This window comes from Niastella yeongjuensis, assembly GCF_900110245.1.
Lineage (GTDB): Bacteria > Bacteroidota > Bacteroidia > Chitinophagales > Chitinophagaceae > Niastella > Niastella yeongjuensis.
Window position 1 is genome coordinate 273367 of record NZ_FOCZ01000003.1, and the last position, 25429, is coordinate 298795.

At 46.2% G+C, this 25429-nt stretch carries 16 protein-coding genes and 1 pseudogene; 8 read left to right on the forward strand and 9 right to left on the reverse strand.

The annotated features are described in order from the left end of the window. Nucleotides 1-40 precede the first annotated feature (40 nt). The 3 genes from BMX95_RS09580 to BMX95_RS09590 all read left to right on the forward strand — a co-directional run bounded on the left by BMX95_RS09580 (nucleotide 41) and on the right by BMX95_RS09590 (nucleotide 3569). Nucleotides 41-718: a YggS family pyridoxal phosphate-dependent enzyme gene (locus BMX95_RS09580; RefSeq protein ID WP_081197506.1), complete on the forward strand. Its 678-nt coding sequence runs from the start codon at nucleotides 41-43 to the stop codon at nucleotides 716-718. A gap of 521 nt (nucleotides 719-1239) precedes the next feature. Beyond that, nucleotides 1240-1647 carry a hypothetical protein gene (locus tag BMX95_RS09585; RefSeq protein WP_081197507.1) on the forward strand — a complete coding sequence of 136 codons (408 nt, stop codon included), beginning with the start codon at nucleotides 1240-1242 and terminating at the stop codon, nucleotides 1645-1647. Between the two features lie 239 nt (nucleotides 1648-1886). Next, nucleotides 1887-3569 carry a glutamine--tRNA ligase/YqeY domain fusion protein gene (locus tag BMX95_RS09590; protein ID WP_081197508.1) on the forward strand — a complete coding sequence of 561 codons (1683 nt, stop codon included), beginning with the start codon at nucleotides 1887-1889 and terminating at the stop codon, nucleotides 3567-3569. 162 nt (nucleotides 3570-3731) lie between these two features. Here BMX95_RS09590 and BMX95_RS09595 read toward each other — a convergent pair whose 3' ends face one another. Continuing rightward, nucleotides 3732-5054, reverse strand: a complete 1323-nt coding sequence (locus BMX95_RS09595) for an amidohydrolase (protein WP_081197509.1) — start codon at nucleotides 5052-5054, stop codon at nucleotides 3732-3734. Between the two features lie 180 nt (nucleotides 5055-5234). On the opposite strand from BMX95_RS09595, the gene BMX95_RS09600 reads away from it, so the two are divergent. Together BMX95_RS09600 and BMX95_RS09605 are read left to right on the forward strand one after the other, a co-directional pair. Beyond that, the gene (locus BMX95_RS09600) at nucleotides 5235-6410 is read left to right on the forward strand and encodes a T9SS type A sorting domain-containing protein (protein ID WP_165758804.1); all 1176 of its coding nucleotides are present in this window, start codon (nucleotides 5235-5237) and stop codon (nucleotides 6408-6410) included. Nucleotides 6411-6534: 124 nt separating this feature from the next. Beyond that, nucleotides 6535-9174, forward strand: a complete 2640-nt coding sequence (locus BMX95_RS09605) for an IPT/TIG domain-containing protein (protein ID WP_090519369.1) — start codon at nucleotides 6535-6537, stop codon at nucleotides 9172-9174. A gap of 78 nt (nucleotides 9175-9252) precedes the next feature. Here BMX95_RS09605 and BMX95_RS09610 read toward each other — a convergent pair whose 3' ends face one another. Both BMX95_RS09610 and BMX95_RS09615 read right to left on the reverse strand, forming a co-directional pair. After that, nucleotides 9253-10812: an acyl-CoA mutase large subunit family protein gene (locus BMX95_RS09610; protein ID WP_081204166.1), complete on the reverse strand. Its 1560-nt coding sequence runs from the start codon at nucleotides 10810-10812 to the stop codon at nucleotides 9253-9255. A gap of 25 nt (nucleotides 10813-10837) precedes the next feature. After that, nucleotides 10838-11374, reverse strand: a complete 537-nt coding sequence (locus BMX95_RS09615) for a DUF7935 family protein (RefSeq protein WP_081204168.1) — start codon at nucleotides 11372-11374, stop codon at nucleotides 10838-10840. A 357-nt stretch (nucleotides 11375-11731) separates the two neighbouring features. Between BMX95_RS09615 and BMX95_RS09625 the strand changes: the two genes are divergently transcribed. Further along, nucleotides 11732-12076, forward strand: coding sequence for a HesB/IscA family protein (locus BMX95_RS09625; RefSeq protein WP_081204171.1), 345 nt, complete (start codon nucleotides 11732-11734; stop codon nucleotides 12074-12076). 5 nt (nucleotides 12077-12081) lie between these two features. On the opposite strand, the pseudogene BMX95_RS09630 reads toward BMX95_RS09625, so the two are convergent. From BMX95_RS09630 to BMX95_RS09640, 3 genes and pseudogenes are all read right to left on the reverse strand, one after another. After that, nucleotides 12082-13392, reverse strand: a pseudogene (locus tag BMX95_RS09630) (carbohydrate porin). Nucleotides 13393-13423: 31 nt separating this feature from the next. Next, the gene (locus BMX95_RS09635) at nucleotides 13424-14128 is read right to left on the reverse strand and encodes a response regulator transcription factor (RefSeq protein ID WP_081204172.1); all 705 of its coding nucleotides are present in this window, start codon (nucleotides 14126-14128) and stop codon (nucleotides 13424-13426) included. Nucleotides 14129-14130: 2 nt separating this feature from the next. After that, nucleotides 14131-15405: a sensor histidine kinase gene (locus BMX95_RS09640; protein WP_165759105.1), complete on the reverse strand. Its 1275-nt coding sequence runs from the start codon at nucleotides 15403-15405 to the stop codon at nucleotides 14131-14133. Nucleotides 15406-15619: 214 nt separating this feature from the next. Here BMX95_RS09640 and BMX95_RS09645 point away from each other — a divergent pair, with 214 nt between their 5' ends. Next, the gene (locus BMX95_RS09645) at nucleotides 15620-15799 is read left to right on the forward strand and encodes a hypothetical protein (RefSeq protein WP_081204176.1); all 180 of its coding nucleotides are present in this window, start codon (nucleotides 15620-15622) and stop codon (nucleotides 15797-15799) included. A 78-nt stretch (nucleotides 15800-15877) separates the two neighbouring features. Here the strand turns inward: BMX95_RS09645 and BMX95_RS09650 are convergent, their stop codons facing one another. The 3 genes from BMX95_RS09650 to secDF all read right to left on the reverse strand — a co-directional run bounded on the left by BMX95_RS09650 (nucleotide 15878) and on the right by secDF (nucleotide 23767). After that, nucleotides 15878-16459 (reverse strand): DUF1003 domain-containing protein, encoded by a 582-nt coding sequence (locus BMX95_RS09650; protein WP_081204178.1) that lies wholly within the window; start codon nucleotides 16457-16459, stop codon nucleotides 15878-15880. A 250-nt stretch (nucleotides 16460-16709) separates the two neighbouring features. After that, the gene (locus tag BMX95_RS09655; protein ID WP_081204180.1) at nucleotides 16710-20237 is read right to left on the reverse strand and encodes a trifunctional glycoside hydrolase family 18/polysaccharide deacetylase/glycosyltransferase family 2 protein; all 3528 of its coding nucleotides are present in this window, start codon (nucleotides 20235-20237) and stop codon (nucleotides 16710-16712) included. A gap of 491 nt (nucleotides 20238-20728) precedes the next feature. Then, a complete protein-coding gene (gene secDF / locus BMX95_RS09665) occupies nucleotides 20729-23767 on the reverse strand; it encodes a protein translocase subunit SecDF (RefSeq protein WP_081204182.1) in 3039 nt (1012 codons plus the stop codon). Nucleotides 23768-24197: 430 nt separating this feature from the next. Here secDF and BMX95_RS09675 point away from each other — a divergent pair, with 430 nt between their 5' ends. Next, complete coding sequence (locus BMX95_RS09675; RefSeq protein WP_081204186.1) at nucleotides 24198-25388, forward strand: pyridoxal phosphate-dependent aminotransferase; 1191 nt, start codon at nucleotides 24198-24200, stop codon at nucleotides 25386-25388. Nucleotides 25389-25429: the final 41 nt, after the last annotated feature.

The window sequence follows — 25429 nt, forward strand, 5'->3', positions numbered from 1 at the left end:
AAAAGGTATAGGTTTTTTTATTGAATAAACAGAACAATCGATGGCAGCAAATACAAAGGCTTACCTGGAAATAAATGAGCAATTACAATCACAACAGGTGACGCTGGTGGCTGTATCAAAAACCAAACCGGTAAGCGATATCCTGGAGTTATATGATTTGGGACAACGTGATTTTGGGGAGAACTATGTACAGGAGCTGGCCGAAAAACAGCTGCTGCTGCCCAATGACATCCGCTGGCATTTTATTGGTCACCTGCAATCGAACAAGGTTAAATACATCGCCCCGTTTGTGCATTTGATCCATGGGGTAGACAGCTACAAATTATTACTGGAAATTGACAGACAGGCTAAAAAGTTCGACCGCACCATCCACTGCCTGTTACAGGTACATGTAGCCCAGGAAGAAACCAAATTCGGTTTTAATGAAATGGAATTGATGGCAGCCATGGAAGATATTCATAAGTATAAACTCTTAAACCAGCTTCAAAATATACAAATAGCAGGTTTAATGGGCATGGCTTCGCTTACTGCCGACACCGAACAGGTAACAAAAGAGTTTGCGTACCTGAAAATGCTGTTCGATCACTTTACCGCACAACCGGGAAATGATCAATTCAGGATTTTATCGATGGGTATGAGCAGTGATTACCAGTTGGCCATAGCCGAAGGAAGTACCCTTGTACGTATAGGCAGCCTGTTATTTGGTTCCCGCCAGTAATAGTTTATCGTTTTTTCGGGATGATTCGTCGGTGATTTGGGGGCAAACATCGAATTGATTATGACCGCGGCATCAGGCTGGTTATCTTTGACTTACATAATTAAATAGTGTTTTTCATAGGTTATTGATTAATGGTAAAGGGCTGTGTCTACAGCTCTTTTTTCTTTTATACCCTTCCTCCGCTAAAAAAGGCATTTCACCACGTTTTATACAAAATCCTTATATGGATCATTACCTAAATCATCTTTCACCGTATTGAAAGCCAGTTGCTAACAGGAAGAACCACCCGAACAAACAGGCTGAAACCCGCTCCCAGCCTCATATTACCGGAATATTATTTTAGTCACCAATGCACACGTACGGGTTACCTTTCCCCGTTTTTAGTATAAATTTGTGTACGGTTTAAACGTTCTTTTTTAATTCCTCGCTCAACGCCGCTTGTCTTCTCTTGTAAATCAACAGCTTGCCCCAGTATCTTAACGATTCGCTTTCATATTATTGAATTATTTAAAACAAAGAATATGAAAACAATCATGCTTAAAGCTTTTTCTTTAGTGAAGAAAACTGCTTTTATGTTGCTGGTGCTGTCAATAACCTATGTATCTGCAACAGCCAACACTACAGATTCAACACGCGTAGATGATGAGAACGCCTCTGTATTATGCCTGAAAATGGAAGAAGGCCAGGTGTACTTTAACATTAAGTATGAAAACGCCGATGGTGGCCGTTTCGACATCCTGGTAAATGATATCAATGGCGATAACCTGTACCGTTCTACTTTCTCCGGCAAGAACTTCAACAGAGTGTTCAGAGCGCCGGTTGAAAATGGTAAACTGGTGATCATCATCCGTGATACCAATGGCAGCCACAAATTTGAATTGACCACTGAATCGAAAATGGTTCAGGAGATTCTCGTAAAGAGAATGTAGTTCACCCATTGATCAATAACGATAATTCTTTGTCATTCCTGTCCTAAGTTTCATTCCGGTTTTTCGGAATGAAACTCAACGGAAGGGAAAGAACGATTTTCTCCTTCATTTTGCGCCACGGGCACTCCGGTAGACCCTCCCCATTAAAAAATTATTTCCTGCCTGCGAGAACTGTCCGGTTGACCGGCCATTTTAGCCACCAGAATTTCGTAAATTTGCCAAATTCAATTTATTGAGTTATGGCAGAGATCAACACACCGGAAGAGAAAAGTCTGAATTTTTTAGAAGAGATCATTGAAGAGGACCTGAAATCGGGTAAATATACCACTATTGCCACCCGTTTTCCACCCGAGCCCAATGGCTATTTGCACATTGGCCATGCTTCAAGCATCTGTTTAAATTTCGGGCTTACCAAAAAGTACCCCGGCTATACCAACCTCCGTTTCGATGATACCAACCCGGTAACTGAGGATACCGAGTATGTGGAAAGCATAAAGGATGATATCCGCTGGCTGGGTTTTGAATGGAAGAATGAACTGTACGCCTCCGATTACTTCGACCAGATGTATGAATTCGCAGTTATGCTCATTCAGAAAGGCCTGGCGTATGTTGACGATTCTACCTCCGAGCAGATCGCTGCCATGAAAGGCACCCATACCGAACCGGGAAAAGACAGCCCGTTCCGCACCCGCTCTGTTGAAGAAAACCTGGACATATTTGCCCGCATGAAGAACGGCGAGTTCCCCGACGGGTCCCGTACGCTGCGTGCAAAGATCGATATGGCGCATTTAAATATGCTGATGCGCGACCCTGTTTTGTACCGTATTAAACATGCACACCACCACCGCACGGGCGACAAATGGTGTATTTATCCCATGTACGATATGGCGCATGGTCAAAGCGATTCCATTGAGCATATTACGCACTCTATTTGTACCCTGGAGTTTGTGCCCCATCGTGAGCTGTACGACTGGCTGATCGATAAACTGGGCATTTACCCCTCGCATCAATATGAGTTTGCGCGCCGCAATATAAACTACACTGTAACCAGCAAAAGAAAACTGCTGCAACTGGTGAACGATAAACATGTAACCGGCTGGGACGATCCCCGGATGCCTACGATCTCCGGTTTACGCCGCGCAGGTTATACCCCCGAAAGCATTCGCGAGTTCTGCGAGCGTATCGGTATTGCCAAACGCGAGAACATGATCGATGTATCGCTGCTGGAGTTTTGCGTACGCGAGCACCTGAACAAGATCGCTCAGCGTCGTATGGTGGTGTTTGATCCATTGAAAGTGGTGATCACTAACTATCCGGCCGACGGGGCAGTGGAAATGGTTAGAAGTGAGGACAATCCGGAAGATCCCAATACCACCCACCGGGAGATCCCTTTTACACGGGAGGTATACATCGAGCGGGAAGACTTTATGGAAAACCCGCCCAAGAAATTCTTCCGCCTGGCGCCCGGTCAAATGGTGCGGTTGAAAAGCGCTTACATCATTAAATGTGATGAAGTGATCAAAGACAGCAATGGCAACATTACGGAAGTTCATTGTTCATATATCCCCGAAAGCAAGAGCAATAACGATACATCCGGTATTCATGTAAAAGGCACTTTGCACTGGGTGAGCGTGGCACAGGCCATTAGCATTGAAGTACGCCTGTACGACCGCTTGTTCAGGGTAGAGAACCCTGCCAGTGAAGAAGGCGATTTTAAGGATTATATCAATCCTAATTCATTGCAGGTGGTGAGTACGGCATTTGCAGAACCTGCATTGAAGAACATCCGTTTCAGCGACCGCTGCCAGTTTTTACGCAAAGGTTATTTCTGCCTCGATAAAGACACCTCTGAAGATAAAATGGTTTTTAACAGAACCGTTACGCTGAAAGATACGTGGGCGAAGGAGCAGAAGAAAGGATAACCAGGATGAATTTGTGAAAAAGGGTTACTATTTCATTATAAGTTTCAGAAGTAGGATGTAAGAAGTAGGAAATACGAAAATTAAATAAAAAAGCCCGCCGTTTTAAATGGCAGGCTTTTTTTATTTGTGCGTTATTTTCGAAATTCATAAATTTCTTACCTCTTACCTCTTACCCCCCACCGCTTTCGCATAATCAAATACCAGGTTACAAAACGTCTTTACCCCCACATCCAGCCGGCTGTCGTCGATGTAAAAATCAGGGGTATGATGGGGCGGGGCTTTTGATTTATCGGCGCCTTTAGGCAGGCCACCGATATTTATAAACAGGGCAGGGGCTTTCTCCCCATAATAAGAAAAGTCTTCGGCACCCGTTACCCAGCCGCGTTCCCTTACGTTTTCTTTGCCCGCTGATCTTTCCAGTGTTGGTATCATCATTTTGGTAAGGGCAGGATCGTTGTAAGTAACAAGGGTTTGGGTATCGATAGAAACTTCAGCAGAGGCGCCCATGGCCGATGCAATGGTGGTGGACATCTGTTTAAGCCGTTCGTGTGTTTGCAACCGCATGGTTTTATCCAGTGTACGAATAGTGCCCTGCAGCACTGCCTCTTCAGGAATAATGTTGGGCCGTACGCCGCTGTGAAACTTCCCTACTGTAACAACAACCGGTGCTTTGGTAAGGTCCGATTCGCGGCTTACGATCGTTTGCAGGGCATTGATGATCTCTACACCCACTACAATAGGGTCTACCCCTTTCCAGGGTTGTGAACCATGGCTTTGTTTGCCTTTTATGTTAATGGTGAACCAGTCGGAAGAAGCCATGAAAGCACCTGATTTATATTCCAGGTTCCCTACTTCAATAGCCGATTCAATGTGCATTCCAAAAACGGCATCTACTTTGGGATTATCCATACAGCCTTCTTTTACCATAAGCTGGGCACCACCTTCTTCATCGCCGGGCGGACCTTCTTCTGCCGGTTGAAAAAAGAATTTAACGGTGCCGGGCACTTCTTTTTTCATGGAGGCTAAAATTTCTGCGGCTCCGAGCAACATTGCTACGTGGCTATCGTGTCCACAGGCATGCATAACCGGTACGGTATCGCCCATGTATTCAGCCCGCACGGTAGATTTAAACGGTACATCCACTCTTTCTTTTACCGGCAGGGCATCCATATCGGCCCGTAAAGCCACCACCGGGCCAGGTTGTCCGCCCCGTAAAATGGCCACCACACCGGTTTTTGCTATACCGGTTTGTACTTCCAGTCCCAGCTTTTTTAAATGATCGGCAACAAATTGGGCGGTTTGGTATTCGCGGTTGGACAGCTCGGGGTGCTGGTGCAAATAGCGCCGCCATTCAATGACTTTAGGTAGAATGGCCGCAGCCTTTTGATCGATGGTGGTGGGCTTATTTTGTTGTGCCTGTACGGCGGTTACCAGGATCAAAAAGATGGGTGATAAGATCCATCGTGTTAATGGTTTAAGCAGCATGCTGGTTGATTTTACTGAATGTAGAAAAAAAACAGGAGCCGGCAGCACGACTAAACATATGATTTTTAATCTACTTTATATAGTGTTTATCTTGACTGTAAAGCCCTGATGTACAAACATGTAATAAGTAAATATATTTATCGTTTATTAAGTGTATTTAATCCCGAAAACTGTCCTGAGATGCCCGTCCCTATTCTGAAAACCGCTTTCACCGGCGGCAGACCTGTGTGGTCTATGCTCATTGGTAAGCAAGTATGTAGTGTTTTGCTACTGGCGTTCATCGCTATCCCTGGTCTTTCACAACCGATAGGCAACTGGACATTCAACGGAACTACCTCCGGTTCCAGTGGTACTTACAATACCGTTTCTGTAGCCGATTTTAGTGCAGCTATTCCAACTAAAGCATATAATGGGAGTACCGTGTATTTTGGTGAAGGCGGCTGGCCTGCCGGCGCTCTGGACCCCAACGCATATCTTCAATTTACACTGAGCCCCAACACTGGTTACCAGCTCGATGTAACGAGTATTGTTTTGACCATGCGAAAAAGCACAACGGGCACCGCCGCTGGTTCAGGGCCTACTTCCTGGAGCCTGCGAAGCAGCCAGGATGGCTATACCGCAGATCTTGGTTCAAACAGTTTAACCACCGGCATTCAGAATTATACGGTTACACTGAACAGCAGCTTTCTGCATCTGTTCACCCCGGTCACTTTTCGGTTATATGGGTATAATGCAACTATATCGAGCGGCGGGCTTAGCCGTTTGGTATTGGACAATATCGCTGTGCAAGGCGTAGGTGCTTTATTGCCGCTTACCTTCACTGGTTTTCAGGCTAATCGTAATAGCGATAAAATAGTTTCCCTGAAATGGCAGATGACCAATGTGCAGGAAGGCGATGTGTTTCATGTAGAGCGCTCATTGAACGGCGCTGATTTTACAGCCATCAACAACTTCACTCAAAACGAAAACCAGGTAACCGGTTCGTTTCAATATGACGATAAACAGGCGCCCGGCAATGCCCCTGCTATATACTATCGTATCAAGATAAACGAACCCAGCGGCTGGACTTATTTCTCCTGGCTGGTAAAGGTGAATAACACTATCTCCAAACAACAGTTGGTCAATTATGCCAATTACAATGGACAGTTACTGGTAACCTCGTTACAGGTCCCTGAAAAAGGATCGTACACCCTGTCGGTGGTAACCATGAATGGAGCGGTTCTGCAACAGCAATCCCTTGAACTGGAAGCTGGTGTACAGGTAATCACCACACCAATACAATCCCTGGCGCATGGAACGTATGTTGTTCGTTTGGTTGGTAAAGGGGAGATGAAAAGTAAGAAGTTTATCTGGTAGCACGATTTTCGCCTAAAACAGCATATTTATAAGGCAAAACTGCACAGATATTTTCTTTATTGCGTATACGCGAACAGGGTATTATCTTTGGTCGATTTATTTTTGGATCCTAAATCCCCTGAAAATGCCCGAATATTACCCCTTTACAAAATCAAAAATGTTTGCAGCATTAAAATGCCTCCTTGTCTTCGTTATTCTTTTATCGACTAATCAGCTCAAAAGCCAAACACCTGTAATCACCCGGTTCAATCCGGAAGCGATACCGCAAGGATATCCCACCATTATTGAAGGGCAATATTTTACCGGGGCAACGGCGGTTTACTTTGATGATACTATACCCGCCACTTTTACTGTTGTTTCCGACACCCAGATCAAAACTGCTGTGCCCCGAAATGCCAGAGGTGGATTTGTAAGAGTAACTACACCTGCGGGAACGGGCAGGTCTGCAAGGGCATTTAGCATTGCAAGTGGTGTTCCTTATATTGACTACTTTACACCCAAAAGCGGAATTACTGGTACAGTAGTAACCATGAAGGGATTTAACTTTTCCAAAATAAAGGAAGTTGGCCAGTTATCTGTGGCTGGCTTTACAGTAGTTTCGGATTCCATACTGAAATTTGTTGTGGGTGACAACCTTGCGTGGGACTCAAAATGGGAGATTATTGTATCGTATGACGTTGGCAGCCCAACAATCCCAATGCTTAGTTTTCGTAATACCAATGATACGTTTGCTTATAAATATGCAACTAATCCCATCCCCAGCGTCTGGTCGTTTACACCTGCAACCGGCACGCTTGGTACTCCGGTAACGATCAATGGATATTATCTTACCGGCGCTACAGCTGTTAGCATTGGAGGTATACCGGCAGCTTCATTTACGGTGATTTCCCCAACAAGCATTCAGGCAGTACTGGCCGCAGGAACAAATTCAGGTGCTATAAGTGTAACCACGCCAGGTGGTACCACATCGCTGGATGGCTTTATTTATACTGCACCCAATTTAAGTGCCCCGCATATTAGTTCGTTTACTCCCACCAGTGCAATACCTGGGACCATGGTTACGATCAAAGGTAATAACCTGACCGGAGCAACCGCAGTTAGTTTTGGCGGCACGCCAGCTACTTCATTTACGATAACCTCTGATTCAACTATTACTGCGCAAGTGGGCCTGGGTTCAAGCGGTTCGGTGAAAGTAACAAACCCGGGAGGCCGGGATTCATTAGGCTCATTTACTTATATAGCCTTACTACCGGTAATCACCGGGTTTAACCCGGATGATGTACCACAAGGTTTTAACACTATTATTAATGGGCAATATTTTACCGGTGCAACGGCAGTTTACTTTGATGATACCATACCTGCCACTTTTACTGTTGTTTCAGATACCCAGATCAAAACGGTTGTACCCCGAAATGCTAAAGGTGGACTTGTAAGAGTGATCACACCTGCGGGAACAGGCAGATCTGCAAGGGCATTTATCATTGAAAATGATGTTCCTTATTTTGATTCGTTTACACCAACAAGTGCAGGCCCGGGTACAGTGGTCACCCTGAAAGGGTTTAACTTTACCTCCATAAAGAAAGTTAAGGCGTTTGTTGATGCAGCTTCCTTTACAATAGTTTCCGATTCCATCGTGAAGTTTGTTGTTGGAGGTACCGGCCCTTCATGGGACGTAAAAATGCCGATTGAGGTGTCCTATGGTGAGGAATATTATGGTTTAATTCACAGCCGCAACACTATTGACACATTTACCCTCCTCTATATTCCGCCGCCCCCTGTTATTAGCTCATTTACGCCAACTATGGGCACAGAGGGCACCAAAGTAACGATCAGGGGAACAAACATTATGTATGTAACGGCAGTGTCTATAGGCGGTAAGCCGGTAGCTTCTTTTAGGGAGTTTCCGAACAATGGCGCGGCTATTGAGGCTATCCTGGGTGCAGGAACTTATTCAGGCGCCGTAACTGTAACCACAAGGGGAGGTATCGCATCGCTGGGTGGTTTTAATAGTTCTTTACAACCACCGCATCTCAGTTCGTTTACTCCGGCAAGCGGTACTGTTGGTACTATCATCACCATCAAAGGTTATGATTTTACCGGTACTACAGCTGTTAGGATCGGTGGTACGGCAGCGGCTTCGTTTACAGTGACTTCCGATTCAACTATAAATGCAGTAGTAGCAACAGGAGCATCATCTGGTCTGGTAAGCGTAGCCACATCAAATGGAGCTGATTCCCTGGGTGGATTTACTTTGATCCCTCCCGTACAGCCACCTGTACAAACCGTACAGTCACCAGCCATTATTACCTTTGCGCCAACAACGGGAACCTCTGGCACTATAGTTTCTATTAAAGGATCCCATTTTACCAATGCAACAAGTGTAAGCTTTGGTGGAACACCAGCCGCATCATTTACTATCATTTCCGATTCAACAATTAATGCAGTTGTTGGTGCCGGCGCCAGCGGGATAGTAGAAGTAATTGCTGCAAACGGAACTGATACACTCGGAGGATTTACTTATAGCGTTGGAATTGTTGCCGCTCCCAATCCGGCAACTGGTTATGTGCTGGTTGAACATCCCGTTTCTACCAATAACTCCCAAATTAAAGTCACTAACTCCATGGGTAAAATTCTTGATAATATTAAGATCAGTCCGAACACTTCACAAACCAGGATCGATTTAACCGGTATAGCGCCGGGTATTTATGTTATCTGGTGGGGTGATGGCACCAATTCGTATAGTAAAACAGTGCTTGTAAAATAATAACAACCCGATATTCAATGATAAAGGCTGTCCGCGATGGCGGACAGCCTTTAATTTTTTTATAATAATAAACGGCTACTATTTATACTCCCCAAACACCTCTCTTAACGTATCCGCAATTTCCCCCAACGTACATTTCTGCTCAACCGCTTCAATTACGGTAGGCATAATGTTTTCGCCCGCGGTGGCTTTGTCACTCAGGCCCTGTAATACCTGGTCGCATTTAGCCGGGTCGCGGTTATTGCGCAGGTTCACTAATTGCCGGGTTTGAATTTGTCTAATGGAGTCATCTATTTTGAATACCGGGGTGGTATCTTTTTCTGTGGTTTGGAATTTATTAACGCCTACAATGATCTTTTCGCCGCTCTCGATCTTTCGTTGATAATCGTACGAACTGCGGGCAATGGCATCCTGAATAAATCCTTCCTCGATGGCCGATACACTGCCACCCATGGCATCGATGGTGGCAATAAGCTCATAGGCTTTTTGTTCAATTTCGTTGGTCAGCGATTCAACGTAATAAGAGCCGGCCAGTGGGTCAACGGTATCGGCAGCGCCGCTTTCAAAAGCAACGATCTGTTGGGTACGTAAGGCAATGCGGGCCGCTTCTTCTGTCGGCAGACTTAAGGCTTCATCGAACCCATTGGTGTGTAATGACTGGGTACCGCCCATTACGGCAGCAAGCGTTTGCACCGTAACCCGGGCAATGTTGTTTTGGGGCTGCTGGGCCGTTAGGGTGCTGCCACCGGTTTGGGTGTGAAAGCGCAGCATCATGGCTTTGGGATCGGTAGCGCCCAGTTCTTTCATGATGTTGGCCCACATGCGGCGGGCAGCCCTGAATTTGGCTATTTCTTCAAACAGGTTATTATGCGAGTTGAAAAAGAACGACAGGCGGCGGCCAAACACGTTTAAATCGAGTCCTTTCGCCAGTGCAGCTTTTACATACGCTTTGCCATTGCTTAGCGTAAAAGCGATCTCCTGCACGGCAGTGCTGCCTGCTTCACGAATGTGGTAACCTGAAATGGAAATGGTATTCCACTTAGGCAGTTCCTGGCTGCACCATTCGAAAATATCGGTTATGATGCGCATGGAGGGCTGGGGCGGATAAATATAAGTGCCCCGGGCCGCATATTCTTTCAGGACGTCGTTTTGAATGGTGCCGGTGATCTTTTTCAGGTCGGCGCCCTGTTGTTTAGCCAGTGCTACATAAAACGAGAGCAGGATATAGGCCGTGGCATTGATGGTCATGGAGGTTGAAACCTCTTCGAGTTTGATGCCTTTAAACAGTGTCTGCATGTCCTCTATACTATCGATAGCCACCCCAACTTTTCCTACCTCACCTTCGGCCAGCGCATGATCACTGTCGTACCCGATTTGGGTGGGCAGGTCAAAGGCCACGCTCAGGCCCATTACCCCCTGTGAAAGCAGATAATGATACCGTTTATTGCTTTCCTCGGCCGTGCTGAACCCGGCGTACTGACGCATGGTCCAGAGTTTACCCCGGTACATATCTTCCTGCACGCCCCGGGTAAAGGGGAACTGGCCCGGCATTTCGGGTTGGGTAGAAGGGGGTACATCGGCTGCGGTGTACACTTCTTTTATTTCAATGGCGCTATCGGTAGTTAGTTTCTTTGGCATGGTAGTTTTTGTTGGAATTCTTTCTTTAGCTCATCAGTTTCTTGGCCTCGTAACTAAGCACATCTGCTACCACATTGTGCAGCGATGCCTTGGGCGATTGCATCAGCATTTCCAAAATGCTGCGGCTCAGGTCCTGGCCGGTGGCTTCAGCTGGTAAAAAGGACGCTATCTGATTCACAATCATTATGTTTTGGTCCTTCAGGTTACGTACCGCTTCCCACGATTCGTGCGATACATAGATCTGCTGGGTAACATTGTATTCAAACTCAGAGCGAATGGTTTGGGTCAACAGTACCTGCATATCGCGGGCGGTTAAACCGGCTGTGGGCGTGCGGCTGATGACGTTTGGCAATGCAATGCGGTCAACCAGTAAGATCAGGCGTTCATAGGCTTGCAATTGAAGGGGCTGGGAATGGGTAACGGGTCCGGCGGCTTTTGCTTTCTCGTACTCTTCCGTCATGATCTTGGCTTCTTTACGTTGTTTCCAGAACAAATAAGCTAAGGCTACGCCAAGGGTAAGGGCAATTACAATTGAAATAACCATCTGGGTCTGAGTGAGCATTCATTAGGTTTTAGGTGAACAAAAATACAGTTTGTAGTACTAAGTTGTTTACAAACAATGTACAAGGCTCCTGGAAACGAACAATATGCCTGTATAATTGTTCCAGGGTACAGGTTTCGTCCTTTTGCAACAACATGGTACCGGAATGGGTATCAGATTGTAGTGGAATGGCTTGGGAATTGCCTGAGCATTGCCTGGATATTGCCTGAGAATGGCCTTGTATTACTTACTATCTTAGGCAATACCCAGGCGACCCTTAGGCAATATCGAGGCCATAATGCTACCATATCGATACCATTATGCGGCCATTATGATACCCTTTTTATCGTAAATTTGTAATATAAAATTGAAGTTAGTATGGAAATGACAATGGCTGTTCCTGTGAGCTTTACTGCCGGCGCCCTCGATGAGATCCGTCGCCTGATGAGCGCCCCCGAATTCGATGCAACCAAACATTTGCGGATTGGGGTAAAAGGTGGTGGATGCTCTGGTTTGTCGTATGTGCTGGGGTTCGACGACAGAGAAGCCGATGATTCGGAATTTGAGTTTGAAGGACAATCCTTTATCATGAATAAATCGCATGCCATTTACCTCATGGGTATGCAAATTGACTGGGCTAATGGCTTAAACGCCCGGGGCTTTACCTTCAATAACCCCAATGCCAGCAAAACCTGCGGCTGCGGAACCTCTTTTGCAGTGTAAATAACTCACCACTGAAAGTGGGCCCTAAGTCCAAAGATGTGTACCGGACCGCGGTCTTTGTTGTAGGCCGGGTTCAACACAAACTGGTAATCGGGACTTATTGATAAAAACACCGCAGGAATACTGAATTTATAATAGGCTTCAAAAATGGCTTCCTGACTATAGTTCAGGTTGCCATCGCCAATTATAAACCCGTACCCACCGGCTTTCAGGTAATTGCGGTGCGGGCCTGAAATTCCATTAACTACCACGGCGGTGCCCAGTTCATCGTGCTGTCTTCTCCACGCAGCCCCATTCTATACAATGCCACCCGACAGGGAGTGATCGATTTCTGTAAATGCCCAGGTTTCATTGTGACCGTCGTTCCAGCTTCCTCTCATAAAAATACCGGCCTGATTGCCTACTTCCTGTTCAAACGAAACACCCAGGCCGTTCTTTGACCGCGGATCGCCCCGTACAGCTTCTATATCCGGCGGCTGGCTGTTTTTTACCGCTTCTTCATAGTTGCCCATTCCGGCCAGGTTATGGAATAATAAAAGCCTTACCACGCCTGCCCGCTTATTGATTCGAATGTTTTTTTCCCCTTCTACCGTAATACCATGCGCCTTGCTGATCTGGTTATCGAGGGTAGGGCCGTTGGCATAAGTAGGCACTTGTGTAATACCCGCCCGAACGGCCCAGCCAGGGGTGTGATACTCCACCACAGCACCAATGGTATACCCACGGGTATTGGCGGGGTAGTCCCAGGCCCCATTACTCATCAGGCTCCAGTTCATGAACTGCTCCCGCGGGTCATGACTGTAACTGTTATCATCGAAAAAATCGGCTATGCTGAATTTACCGGCCCTGATGGAGAGGTAGGTGGCGGGAGTATGTTGTTGTATCTGGTTAAGATCATCTGTTTCGTAATCGCTGCCGGGCCCTATGGCAAATTTTTGTTCCAGGTATAACCGGGCTACATATAACTTCAGTTGTTTGCTTCCTATGCGAAAGGTTTCGCCATTGGGAAAGCCGGCAATACCCAGCGCTGAACTTAGCCCGCTGCCCCCGGCCACTTCAGGGTTGAAATAAAGGGCTGCCTGTTTCCATAGTCTTACCCCTGCATATACCGTACTGGTAAAAGAAACCTGTCCTGGCTCAGAAGTTAATAAGCTGTTTTTACCGGTATACGTAGCCGGAAAGTCGGGGTGATATTGCCAGATCGATGTAGCCTGTACATGAAAGCTCCAGGCCCGGTCCTTTGTGGTATCTGCCGGGGATTGGGGCAACGCACATTTACATATTGTAAGTAAAAGAATGATCGCCGGTATTCTCATAAATTATATAAGCTACTGGCGTGCCAGGCTTTTATTGTAAACCCACTTCTGCATTGAAACGAAAGCCAACGCCGTGGATGGTTTCGAGAATGATATTGGGATCGGCTTTAAAGTACTTGCGTAATTTGGTCATAAACACATCCATGCTTCGGCCCAGGAAGTAGTCGTCTTTTCCCCACACATTCAGCAACACTTCATCGCGTTTTAAAATGTGGTTGGCATGTTCACACAGGAATTTCAGCAGGTCTGCTTCTTTTTGGGTAAGCGTAAAAGTTTCTGCTGCGGTATGTAATTTCAGATCGGTATAGGAAAACTTCATTTGTCCAATGGAATACTCCTGTACACTGTCGGCATGCAGTTTACGGGAGCGGCGGATAAATACATCCATACGCAGCAGCAGTTCCTGCATGCTGAAAGGTTTGGTAATGTAGTCGTCGGCGCCGGTGAGGAACCCTTTTATTTTATCTTCTTCCATCGATTTGGCGGTAAGGAAAAGGATGGGCACCATATCGCTTTGCTGACGAATTCTGCGGGCCACGGTAAACCCGTCTTTATTGGGCATCATTACATCGAGCAGGCAAATATCGTATTGGGTTTTATCGAACTTTTCTATGGCGGTTTGTCCATCGGGGCACAACACCACTTCATAACCTGCATCCTGCAGGTTGTCTTTGATCACATATCCTAACGACATATCGTCTTCGGCCAACAGTACTTTTACTTTTTTTGTAAGCATGATCAACTATTTACAGATGCTGGAAGAATAAGCCTGAACTCGGTTCCAATACCCGGCAGGCTGTTTATTTTAATGGATCCGTGGTGGGCATCGATGATCCTTTTTACAAAGTTCAATCCCAATCCAAATCCCTTTACATTGTGTACATCTCCGGTGGGTACGCGATAAAACTTTTTGAACAAACGCTTTTGGTATTTCTTTTCAATACCAATACCATTATCTTTTACTGAAATGTAGATATTTCCATCTTCATGACCTATTGAAATAATGATGTGTGGCTTTACTGAGAATTTAAGGGCGTTCTCCAGCAAATTTACGATAGCCAGCTCCAAATGCCCGCGATCGGCATATAATTCAATGTTCTGATCTTCGTCAATGGGGATATTTACCTCTGCCTTTTTCTCATCGATCAGGGGTTGCATTTTGGCAACCGCCTGTTCAATAAGTTCTCTTAACGGCACCTGTTTTTTCTGAATCGGCAGGTCCCTTCTATCGCTCCGGGCAATCTGCAATAACCGTTCAACCTGTTCCTGCAGGTGCTGGGTTTGATTTTCAACGATGGTGGCATATTTACGCAACCGGTCGGGCTGGGTGGCTATTTTATCCTGCAGCAATACTTCCGCCGATATTTTCATAACAGCCAGCGGGGTTTTAAATTCATGGGTGAAGTTGTTTACGAAATCTTTTTGCACTTCAGCCAGAAATCGCTGCCGGTAAAAGAAGAACAGGATCACGGCCAGGCCAATCAAAACCACAAACAACACCGCGCTGCTGATGAACCAGAAGTTCATCTGTTGCAGAATGTATTTGTTCCGGTGCGGAAAATAAAGCATCAGGTAATTGTGCTTCCGGTTGTATACAGAAAGATTGATGCCTTCGGAACCATAACGGGAAGCTGCTGCGTTGATGTATCTGGTATAGTTATAGTCGAGACTGCCGGCGTGGTAGTAGCCCAGGTAGGCATCGGTCAATACATCAAAATCATTCAGTTCATGCTTCAGGTAAGAGGCAATACTGTCTTCGGGATAATAATTCTCAACGCGGAATAAGTAATAGTCGGTATTGGGCTGTTCAATCAGGTCCTGCAAGTGGTTGGAACGGGTGTCAACCAGGTCAATGTCCTCATACAGGCCACGAATACTTTTTACAACGTTTGTATTAAAAGTTTTTTGTTCGAATGAATACACTTTATTCAGCCAGAACAACTGAACGGCAATTATCAGCATTATTAAAATGCTGGCTAAAAGCACCAGCCATCTGAGTGTTGATGAACGCATAAAATCTGATAAACTCCTAGTAGCAAATTTGCTATCCATTATGCTTACATTTTTTGTAATCTGGTTAAGCAGATGTTAAGGAAAGTTACGGGTTCTGATACAGTTGGGAGATTGTTAATCACCAGTTAAGCAGCCCCCAAAATTTTTCCCGGGTAGCACATTTGAATACTTTCACACCGTCAAATCATTCCCAAACAACCTTCAATATTCACTCATGAAAAAAGTATTATTACTCGCGGGTTTATTCGTAATGACAGGCTATATTACTATGGCTCAGCAACATCACCCAAAGAAAGATTCAACAGGAACAAAACCTGCGCATGTAAAAGAACCAAAGAAAGCTTCTGACACCACTCACCATGCTGGCGGAATGCACCACAATAAAAAGAATTAAAATAGGTCGGTTTCTTTAGGGTTTAAACGTCGCTCCGGGTGGGCGGCGTTTTTGTTTTTAAAGGGCTTTGCCCTTTCCCTATTGCCCACTGCTTTTATTCTTATCTCCATTATGCTTCGCATTATCCCTGATAATACTTTGTAACAGCTTGATCTGTTCGGCCTGTGATTCAATCAGTTTTTTAAATTGTTCCTGTATCAGCAGGTCAATTTTCTGGTGCAGGGTCCTGATCTCGATCTCTGCTTTCAGGTTCACTACATAATCATTTTCATTGCGTTTACGGTCTTTTTCTTCCTGCCGGTTCTGGCTCATCATGATCACCGGGGCCTGAATGGCCGCCAGGCAGGAGAGCAGCAGGTTCAGCAAAATGAAAGGGTAGGGGTCGAACCGGTCGCGGGTCACCAGCACCAGGTTAACACCTATCCAGATAGCTAAGATCACGGCAAACCAGGAAATGAATTTCCAGCTGCCGCCAAAGCGGGCTACCCGGTCTGCCAGCCGCTGGCCAAAGCTAAGTTGTTCGGCGCTTTGTTCATTGATACTTTCCAACAGTAATTTTTCCTGTTCTATGGACTGTAAAACGATCTCATTCAGTTTCTTCAGGTGATCGTTCTCCGTATTCAGCAGCTCATTGATATATTTTGCTTTAGTAGTGTGCATGATCTGTAAGTTGATAAAGTTAATAGGGATAGGTTGACAGGTTAACAAGTTGACAAGTTAACATGTTAACATCGCGAATACCGGTAAAGTTACTGGTTCTCGTTGCAAGTTAAAGATTACAAAATCATGAAAAACGGGTACCAGAAAACTGATACCCGTCGGTGGTCTTCCGGGATTTATTTTATTATAACCTCTATCAATATTATCAACCCTGTCAACCTGTTAACCTGTCAACTTCAACCCATCAGCGTCACGCAACCGTTAACGCCTCTTTAGCCCCCTGTACCCTTCCTGTACGCTTCAATACGCCCCAGCCCTGCAATTCGCCTTTAATCGCTTTCAGGAATGCTTTAAACAATACCACCAGCATTAACCAGCGGTAAATAAGCCGTTGCGGCAATAGCCATAACAGCCGCACTTTCTTTTCCTTTTCAAAATGAAAGGCCAGCACCGATACAGCCACATCTACCAGCATGAACAGTCCGTAATAGAGTAAAATGTGTCCGGCATTACCGGTGAGAATACCGATCAGCATAAAGATATCGGCTACGGGGGCAAAGGCCGGTATAATGAACTGGAACAACAGAATATTAGGGAAGGCTGCCCAGCCCAGTGCTTTGTATTCTTTATTGAACAATACCTGGCGGTGTTTCCAGAATGTTTGCATTACTCCAAAGCTCCAGCGGAACCGTTGTTTTATGAACATGGCCACTGATTCTGGCGCTTCGGTAAACGCCAGGGCTTCATGTTCATTGGCGATGGTATACCCCTGCCGCAGAATACGTACCGACAGGTCACAGTCCTCTGCCAGTGTATCAGTGGTGAAACCGCCGGCATCTTCAATGGCTTTCTTGCGGAAGGCCCCAATAGCGCCCGGTACCACGGTAATGGCATTGAGCCAGGCAAAAGCTTTGCGGTCGAAATTCTGACTGGTAATGTATTCAATACTCTGCCAGCGGGTGAGCATGTTCACCAGGTTGCCCACTTTCACATTACCGGCTACGGCGCCTACGGTGGCCTCCCCCCGACCCCCTCCGGTGGAGGGGGGGCTAGATACCTCGCGACTAAATGCTTCAGCTTTTGAATGCAAGAGTTGGGTGCTTCCAAACTCCTCCCCCATCGGGGGAGGTTGGGAGGGGGCCAAATGCCTCATCATCTTCGAAATTGCATCAGGATGCAGGTGTGTATCGGCATCGATGCAGATCACATATTCAGCTGTTGATTCTTTTATTCCAAAGTTCAATGCCGATGCTTTGCCGCCGTTGGGTTTGGTAAATACTTTTACGCGGTTATGGTGTTGAAAGGCATCGTGCACTTTTTCATAGGTACCGTCCTTGCTGCCATCGTCAACAAAAATGATCTCGGTATTGGGCCAGTTGGTCTTTAATAAATTGTTTACCGAATTAACGGCATTCACCGCTTCGTTGTACGCAGGCACAATGATCGATACCAGCGGATAATCTGTTATATTGGGCCATACCGTTAGTTTTTCTTTACGGCGCTGGCGGGTGGCTAAATAAGCCATAAATGCCAGCCGGGCCATCGACAATACAATAAACACCACAAACAAAGAGAACAGGATTTTACCACCCCAATAACCTGATTCTGCCAACAGGTAGTTCAACTGAACCAGGTAGTAGTCTTTGCCTTTGGGCACAGCCGGCATCAGCTCGGCTTTTTTCTTACCCAGTAAATCAGCAATAGTAGTGAACTGATATCCCCGACTTTTGAAATATTCAATAATGCGGGGCAGGGCCTTGATGGTTTCACTGCGGGTATCGCCGCCTGCATCGTGTAATAAGATAACGTTGCCGCTTAGGCCGGCTGCAGTAAGATCCTGTTTGCGTTTGATGGTCCTTGCCACAATGCTGTCCGCAGTAACGCCAGGTTCCCAGTCAAGCGGGTCAACGGATTCACCTACGTCAAGGTAGTTCTTGGTACGGGCAATGGCAACGGGCAGCAGTTCTTCCATTTTCTCCGGTTCAAAATCGGCGTTATAGGGTGCCCTGAACAGGATGGTTGAGTGACCCGTGATGCATTCCAGCAACAGACGGGTACTTTCTATTTCCAGCAGGGCCCGTTTGGGTGAAATGTCTGCCACGTTGGGATGGGTGAACGTGTGGTTGCCCAGTTCGTACCCTTCTTTATACAGGCGTTTTACAATAGGAATGTTATTTTCAGCATTGATGCCTACCACGAAGAAGGCGGCTGGTACGTTTTCTTTTTTCAGAATGTCGAGCACTTTGGGCGTCCAGGTTGGGTCGGGGCCATCATCAAAAGTGAGCACCAGTTTTTTGGGATCGGCAGTACCGTATTTTTTAACCACAAACATGCTGGGCAGGCTATCGTAATGTTCTTCGCTGATGAGCATATCCGTGCTGTCTATTTCAGGTCTTATGCGGCCATCAACAGGGGTGCTCAGAATGTCGAGGATCTCGCCTTCCCCCATATAATCCACATCGTTGCTCGATTGTACGCGAATGAATTTATTAAAATCAAACTTTGCCAACGCTGCTTTCTGCATATCCAGGCTATAGAACTTCCAAATGCGGCTGTCTTCACTGCCCAGGCGCCATAAAGCAGTTCCGGCCATTCCATATTCGGTGGCAAACCGCAGGCTGTTGAAGGTGGTGGCTGCATCCATAAAATAAACCTGGTGTGGCTTATCATCATCGTCGTAATAACTGTAATGCAGGTTGTAGGAGTTGTTGTCAAAATCGATCACGCCTTCCGATTCTCGGGCAGTTGACAGCGCCTGTTGATACGTGATGTTGGTGGCGTGGCCATGCTGCGGCCAGTCGTACCCGTATGCTGCCAGTGCCAATATCAATTTGTTGGAAGGGATCTTGCGGGCCACTTTATCAACGGCCGACTCAATCCATTGCTGGTGGGCAATAGGACCGGGGCCGGTGTTATCGGCATACTGGTCGTACGCCATCAGGAAAATATAGTCGTTGTATTTAGCCAGTTCTTCATAGTTGTAATCTTCGTTAAAGGGAGATATATCCTGGGTAACCAGCAATCCTTTTGCATGCAGGCGGATATACAATTCTTTTTGAAAAGCTACCAGGGGTTCATCAGAAGATTCTTTCAATTCTTCAAAGTCAACGTTCACACCAATAAAATGATTCTTCTCCAGGATGTTGATCACATCATTGATGAGCTTTTCTTTTTTAGCCGGATTGGTAAGAATTCGGTGCACCGGTTCGCCCAAAAATTCAGTTTTATAGTTGTTGGAAAGAATAGGCATAATGGGCACGCCGCTTTTTTTCATGATGGCAAGTGCCCGGTCATCAACCTGTGTAGTAATGGTGTCAGCTTTGGGATCAATAAACATCCATTCGGGGATCACGAGGTTGAGGTTGGAAATATTTCGTTGCAGCGAATAAAACGATTGCGGGTCCCAGGCTACATAGAAGGCAGAGCGAATGCCACAGGGAAACCGGTTAAAGGAGGCATAGGCCGGTGGCAACTGGTATTTAGGAGCGGTGGGCGCTAATAAGGCGGCTTTCTTTTCCGCAGCTCTTTTTTCTTTACGCCTGATGTATTTCTCAAAACCAGGTGCCCATTTTTTTGAAATAGGGACTTCGTGGTTATCGGGGAGCCCGTTGGTTAATTGGGCGGTGTGGTTGTTCAGGTTGGGAAGTGCGGGTGTATAAACCTGTTTCAACGCAACGATCAGCACCGTGATCGCAAAAATAATTCCCAGCAGAACAAAGAGGAGTGTCCATCTGAACCGGTTCCACCGGGTGGATGAATTAGTCTGGAAAACTTGCATACATGTCGGTTTAGTTAGGTGACTGGTCTATTTGAATGCAAAGTTGGTCCGGGGATACATGGGGGAAGGTTAATACGTGGTTAAGTAGGAGGAGGGGAAGTTAAGTGGTGGTTAATTGAAGTTGATAGTTGATTTTGGTCAGGTTATTTTAGTTTAAAGTTGAAAGTTTAAAGTTGAAAGTTATTGGGTTCGTTGGTTATTAGGTTTGTAAGTTATTAGATTCTGTTATTGGGTTCTGGGTTTTTAGTTCTTTGTTCGCGGCCTTCGGTTTCACCTGCCTTTATTTTCTGCCCACTGCCCACTGCCCACTGCCTTCTGCCTACTGCCTACTGCCCACTGCCTGCTGCCTTTCTTCTCTGCCCTCTGCCTTCTGCCTTCTGCCTTTCATCTCTGCCCTCTGCCCTCTGCCCTCTGCCCTTGCCTTTCAGGCACCATAAATGAAAAAGCCTCCCGTTAAACGAGAGGCTTTTCTATAAAGAATCAGTTCGTTATTACGCTTTATTCGTTACTGCTTTTTGTGTGCTGCTTCCTTTTTGAGGAGCGGGAGCTGCTTCACCCAGCGGTTTGTCTTTGGCAAAGTCGATCAGGATCGGCGCTGCTACAAAGATTGAAGAATAAGTACCGGTGATAACACCAATCAACATAGCGAATGCGAAACCTTTGGTTACCTCGCCACCTACCAGGAACAGGATGAGGATGGTCAGGAACACCGTGAGTGACGTCATAATTGTACGGCTCAGGGTATCGTTGATCGCTTTGTTAAGAATGGTTGTTTTATCGGCGCCATGCATGGTATGACTGTATTCGCGGATACGGTCGTACACGATCACGGTATCGTTCATCGAGAAACCAATCACCGTCAAAATCGCCGCAATAAAGTGCTGGTCAATTTCAAGCGGGAAGGGCACCACATCTTTCAGGAACGAGAACACTGCCATGGTTACCAATACGTCGTGCAACAAGGCTACGATGGTTCCCAATGAATATCTCCAGTCGCGGAAACGGATGAAGATGTAGATGGCAATGATCAGCATTGACCAGAAAGTAGCCCATTGAGCACCTTTCTTAAGGTCATCGGAAATAGTGGGGTTCACCTTGTTGCTACCTTCCAGCAAACGGTTATTGAAATCCTGCTGGGTGGTACCATCTGGTAAGAAAGTTTTCAAACCATTGTACAAGGTGCTTTGAACAGCTGAATCGACAGTTAAACCGGTTTCGCTAACGCGATAGTCGGTAGTGATGTTCAGTTTATCCGGACCGCCATATGTTTTAATGGTTGGTGTAGTTCCGAATGTTTTTTCCAGTGAGTTCCGGATCTCTTCTGCATTTACTGATTTACCGAAGTTCACTACGTAGCTTCTACCACCGCTGAACTCAACGCCATATCTGAAACCGTGGAAGAAAGAAGCCACACCCAGTAATAATACCACTGCAGAGATCATGTAAGCCACTTTGCGGTACTGGATGAACTTGAACGCCGCGTGTTTGAAGATGCGTTTTGATAAACCGGTGAAGTATACGAAGTGTCTGTTTTTGTTGGTATAGAAATCAGTGATGAGGCGTGATACCAGGATACCGCAGAACAACGACAACAGGATACCGAGGATCTGGGTGGTAGCAAAACCTAAAACCGGACCTAAACCATAAATGAACAGGATGATAGCGGTCAACATGGTAGTGATGTGCGCATCGAGTACCGGTGGTAATGAACGCAGGTAACCGGTTTTAACGGCCTGTGCGTAGGTATTACCTTTTGACAGCTCTTCTTTAATACGTTCAAAGATGATTACGTTGGTGTCTACCGCCATACCAATGGTTAACACCAGACCGGCAATACCGGGTGCTGTTAAGGTGGCATTCAGGGCGCTCAGTACGCCGATGGTAAACAACAGGTTCAATATCAGGGCGATGTTGGCTACAATACCAGCAGTATTATAATAAACCAGCATCAGGGCAAATATTACGATAAAGGCAATGGCGAAGGCCATGATACCGCCATTTACAGCTTGTGCACCAAGGGTAGGACCTACCACTTGTTCCTGAACGATGATAGCGGGGGCTTCCAGTTTACCGGCTTTCAAAATGTTGGCCAGGTCATTCGCTTCTTCTACTACCAGTTGCTGGTTTTTACCACCAGAACCCATGGTAACGCGGGAGTGACCGCCTTCGATCTTTTGAATTACGTTAGGAGCGCTGTAAACGATGTCGTCCAGCACAATAGCGATTGGTTTACCTACATTCTTTCCGGTAAGGGTTGCCCAGTTTCTGGCGCCGGTGGGGTTCATTTCCATGGCAACAGCTACTTCGTTGGTAACCTGGTCAAACTCCTGGCGGGCATCTTCGATAGCGTCGCCTTCCAGAGAAGCCTTGTCTTTTCCAGGAACGGTTTTGATGGCATACAATCTGAGGAAATTGCTCAGTTTGCCATCGTCGTCGCGATCTTGTTTACCCCACAGGAACTTCAGGTTAGAAGGGAAACTGTTGCGAACGGCCGGAATGGCCAGGTATTTATTAACCGCAGCAGTATCGGCTAAAAGCGACAGACCCAGTGAAGGGGAGTAGCTTACTTTGCCGGTATTCTGGTCTTGTTGCGGAGGAATGAATTTGATTTTGCTAACCAGGATGTTCCTGGTAGTAGTATCTTTTTTAGCAACGCCGTTTGTATCTACAGTGGTAGCTGACATGTACTCATCGAGGGCTTTAGAGGCGCTCATTACAGAGTTTGACAGCTCTTCCAGGGTGTATACTTCCCAGAATTGCAGGTTGGCGGTTGATTGCAGGTATTTACGAACACGCTCGGGGTCGCTGGCACCGGCCAGTTCCACGGTGATGATACCTTTATTTTCATCGAGGTTGATGTTTGGTTGTGCTACCCCGAACTTGTCAATACGCTTGCGCAGTACCTGGTAGGTCTGTTTCATGGCGGCATTGGCCTGATCGTGGATGTAGTTCAACACGCGACTGTCAGAAGCGTCGCCGGGGAGTTTGTTGTTGGCGTTAACGAACAGGGGAGCCAGTCTGGTGCCCGGGTTTTGTTCGCGGTAAACCGAAGCAAACAGATCGATGAAGTTTTGATCGCTGTTGAGCTTTCTTCTTTGCGCTTCGCCGATGGCCTTCAGTAATTGAGGATCCTTTGGATTGTTAGCCAGGCCGTTTTTGATGAGGCCGTCGAGGGCTATATCCATCGTTACGTTGATACCACCTTGCAGGTCAAGACCCAGCAACAATTCGCTTTCTTTCGCTTTCTGGTAAGTTTGACCCCACCAGGTAATTTTTTTGTCTCTTGTAGCAGTCAGCAAGCTATCGAGATAAGCGTCATGTGCGTTGTCCACGGTATCCTTGTAATAGGCGCGGGCTTCGGTGTTAGTGGGGTACTTTTGTTGAGGAGTAAGGGGATAGGTCCGTTTAACATACATCTCTGCTTTCTTACCCTGCTCTTTTTCGTGCTGGTTTACAAACCAGGTAAAGGAAAGCTGGTATAAAGAGATCAGGATCAACAGACCTGCAAAAATGCTAACCAGTGCTCTCATTGGATTGTTTCGTTTATTTTTTTAGAGTTGGCAAAGATAGTGTTTTCGGTCAGGAAACAATAGCGTTGCAGGTTACAAGTTACAGGTTTCACGGCTATTTGGACCCTTTACAGGACCATTTCACAACTAATAACGCCTTTTAGGGGTAAATACGTATTCCGGCAGGGAAAAGGATACAAAATACCGCCATTGAAAGCGGTTTGCGGGAGAAGCGGGGGAGCAGGATATCGGGGCCGCCAGTAGGGAATTTTGCATTTTGTATAAGATTTTTGCCTTCGAAGCCATGTAACCTGAATCCTGAAACCTGGAACAGCGCCTGCCTTTTCAATTTTTCAAATTTTCATCCCCGGGCATTTTCAGCAAGCCACTTTAGCACATTTGCAGTACTTTTGCGCCACAAAAAAACTACCAACCTAATTATTAGTTTAGTATGCAACTATCATCCCGTTTACAGTTATTCAACGAGCCGGAAACATTGAAGATGGCTAAGTTGGGCCGTGAATTGCGCGCCAAAGGAATTGATGTGATTGATCTGAGCCTCGGCGAACCAGATTTTGATACGCCTGAGCATATTAAAGAAGCTGCCAAGAAGGCAATTGATGAGAACTGGAGCCACTATACACCTGTTGCCGGTTATCCTGAATTGCGTGAAGCCGTTTGTACCAAACTGAAGCGTGATAATAATTTGTCATATAAGCCTGAAAACATCATTGCTTCTACCGGCGCCAAACACAGTCTGGCCAATGCCGTATTTGCAACAGTGAGCAAAGGCGACGAAGTAGTGATCCCCACTCCTTACTGGGTTACTTATTCCGAGATCGTGAAACTGGGCGAAGGCGTTGTGAAACTGGTTCCCACCAAAATTGAGAACAAGTACAAACTGACTCCCGCCGAGCTGGAAGCTGCGATGAGCGATAAAACAAAATTGTTCATTTTCTCTTCTCCCTGTAACCCCAGCGGCAGCGTATACAGCAAAGCCGAATTGGAAGGACTGGCCAGCGTATTCCGCAAATTCCCCAATTGTTATATCCTGTCTGACGAAATTTATGAATACATCAATTTCGTAGGCAAACACGAAAGCATTGCGCAGTTCGAAGACCTGAAAGACCGCGTTATTGTATTGAACGGTTTAAGCAAAGGTTTTGCCATGACAGGTTACCGTTTAGGTTACCTGGCTGCTCACCCTGATGTGATCAAAGCTTGTGAAAAATTACAGGGCCAGTTTACCAGCGGTACCAACAGTATTACCCAACGCGCTGCTATCACCGCATTGACTACCGACCTGAAACCTTCCATGGATATGACGAAGGAATTCGAACGTCGTAAAAAACGCGTGATCGAAATTATGAATAGCATCCCCGGCCTTACTTTCCCAGAGCCGGATGGTGCTTTCTACGTATTCCCAACCGTTACTGCTTTCTTCGGAAAGAGCGATGGTGAAGAAACGATCAAAGATGCCGATGACCTGTGTATGTACCTGCTGAACAAAGCACACGTATCTACCGTTACCGGTCGCGCCTTTGGTGAGCCTGCAGCTATCCGCATCTCTTTTGCCAACAGCATGGAGAAGATCGAAGAAGCCTGGAAGCGCATCACTGCAGCACTGGCGAAATTGAAGTAAGTTGACGAGTTAACACGTTGACAGGTTAACAAGTTAATAAG

Excerpts from the sequence above, each read along its gene's own strand:
- BMX95_RS09585 (WP_081197507.1), top strand. The coding sequence starts at position 1,240 with ATGAAAACAATCATGCTTAAAGCTTTTTCTTTAGTGAAGAAAACTGCT.
- BMX95_RS09645 (WP_081204176.1), top strand. The coding sequence starts at position 15,620 with ATGAAAAAAGTATTATTACTCGCGGGTTTATTCGTAATGACAGGCTAT.
- BMX95_RS09580 (WP_081197506.1), top strand. The coding sequence starts at position 41 with ATGGCAGCAAATACAAAGGCTTACCTGGAAATAAATGAGCAATTACAA.
- BMX95_RS09600 (WP_165758804.1), top strand. The coding sequence starts at position 5,235 with ATGCCCGTCCCTATTCTGAAAACCGCTTTCACCGGCGGCAGACCTGTG.
- BMX95_RS09605 (WP_090519369.1), top strand. The coding sequence starts at position 6,535 with ATGCCCGAATATTACCCCTTTACAAAATCAAAAATGTTTGCAGCATTA.
- BMX95_RS09675 (WP_081204186.1), top strand. The coding sequence starts at position 24,198 with ATGCAACTATCATCCCGTTTACAGTTATTCAACGAGCCGGAAACATTG.
- BMX95_RS09625 (WP_081204171.1), top strand. The coding sequence starts at position 11,732 with ATGGAAATGACAATGGCTGTTCCTGTGAGCTTTACTGCCGGCGCCCTC.
- secDF (WP_081204182.1), bottom strand. The coding sequence starts at position 23,767 with ATGAGAGCACTGGTTAGCATTTTTGCAGGTCTGTTGATCCTGATCTCT.
- BMX95_RS09615 (WP_081204168.1), bottom strand. The coding sequence starts at position 11,374 with ATGCTCACTCAGACCCAGATGGTTATTTCAATTGTAATTGCCCTTACC.
- BMX95_RS09635 (WP_081204172.1), bottom strand. The coding sequence starts at position 14,128 with ATGCTTACAAAAAAAGTAAAAGTACTGTTGGCCGAAGACGATATGTCG.
- BMX95_RS09640 (WP_165759105.1), bottom strand. The coding sequence starts at position 15,405 with ATGCGTTCATCAACACTCAGATGGCTGGTGCTTTTAGCCAGCATTTTA.
- BMX95_RS09610 (WP_081204166.1), bottom strand. The coding sequence starts at position 10,812 with ATGCCAAAGAAACTAACTACCGATAGCGCCATTGAAATAAAAGAAGTG.
- BMX95_RS09595 (WP_081197509.1), bottom strand. The coding sequence starts at position 5,054 with ATGCTGCTTAAACCATTAACACGATGGATCTTATCACCCATCTTTTTG.
- BMX95_RS09650 (WP_081204178.1), bottom strand. The coding sequence starts at position 16,459 with ATGCACACTACTAAAGCAAAATATATCAATGAGCTGCTGAATACGGAG.
- BMX95_RS09655 (WP_081204180.1), bottom strand. The coding sequence starts at position 20,237 with ATGCAAGTTTTCCAGACTAATTCATCCACCCGGTGGAACCGGTTCAGA.
- BMX95_RS09590 (WP_081197508.1), top strand. The coding sequence starts at position 1,887 with ATGGCAGAGATCAACACACCGGAAGAGAAAAGTCTGAATTTTTTAGAA.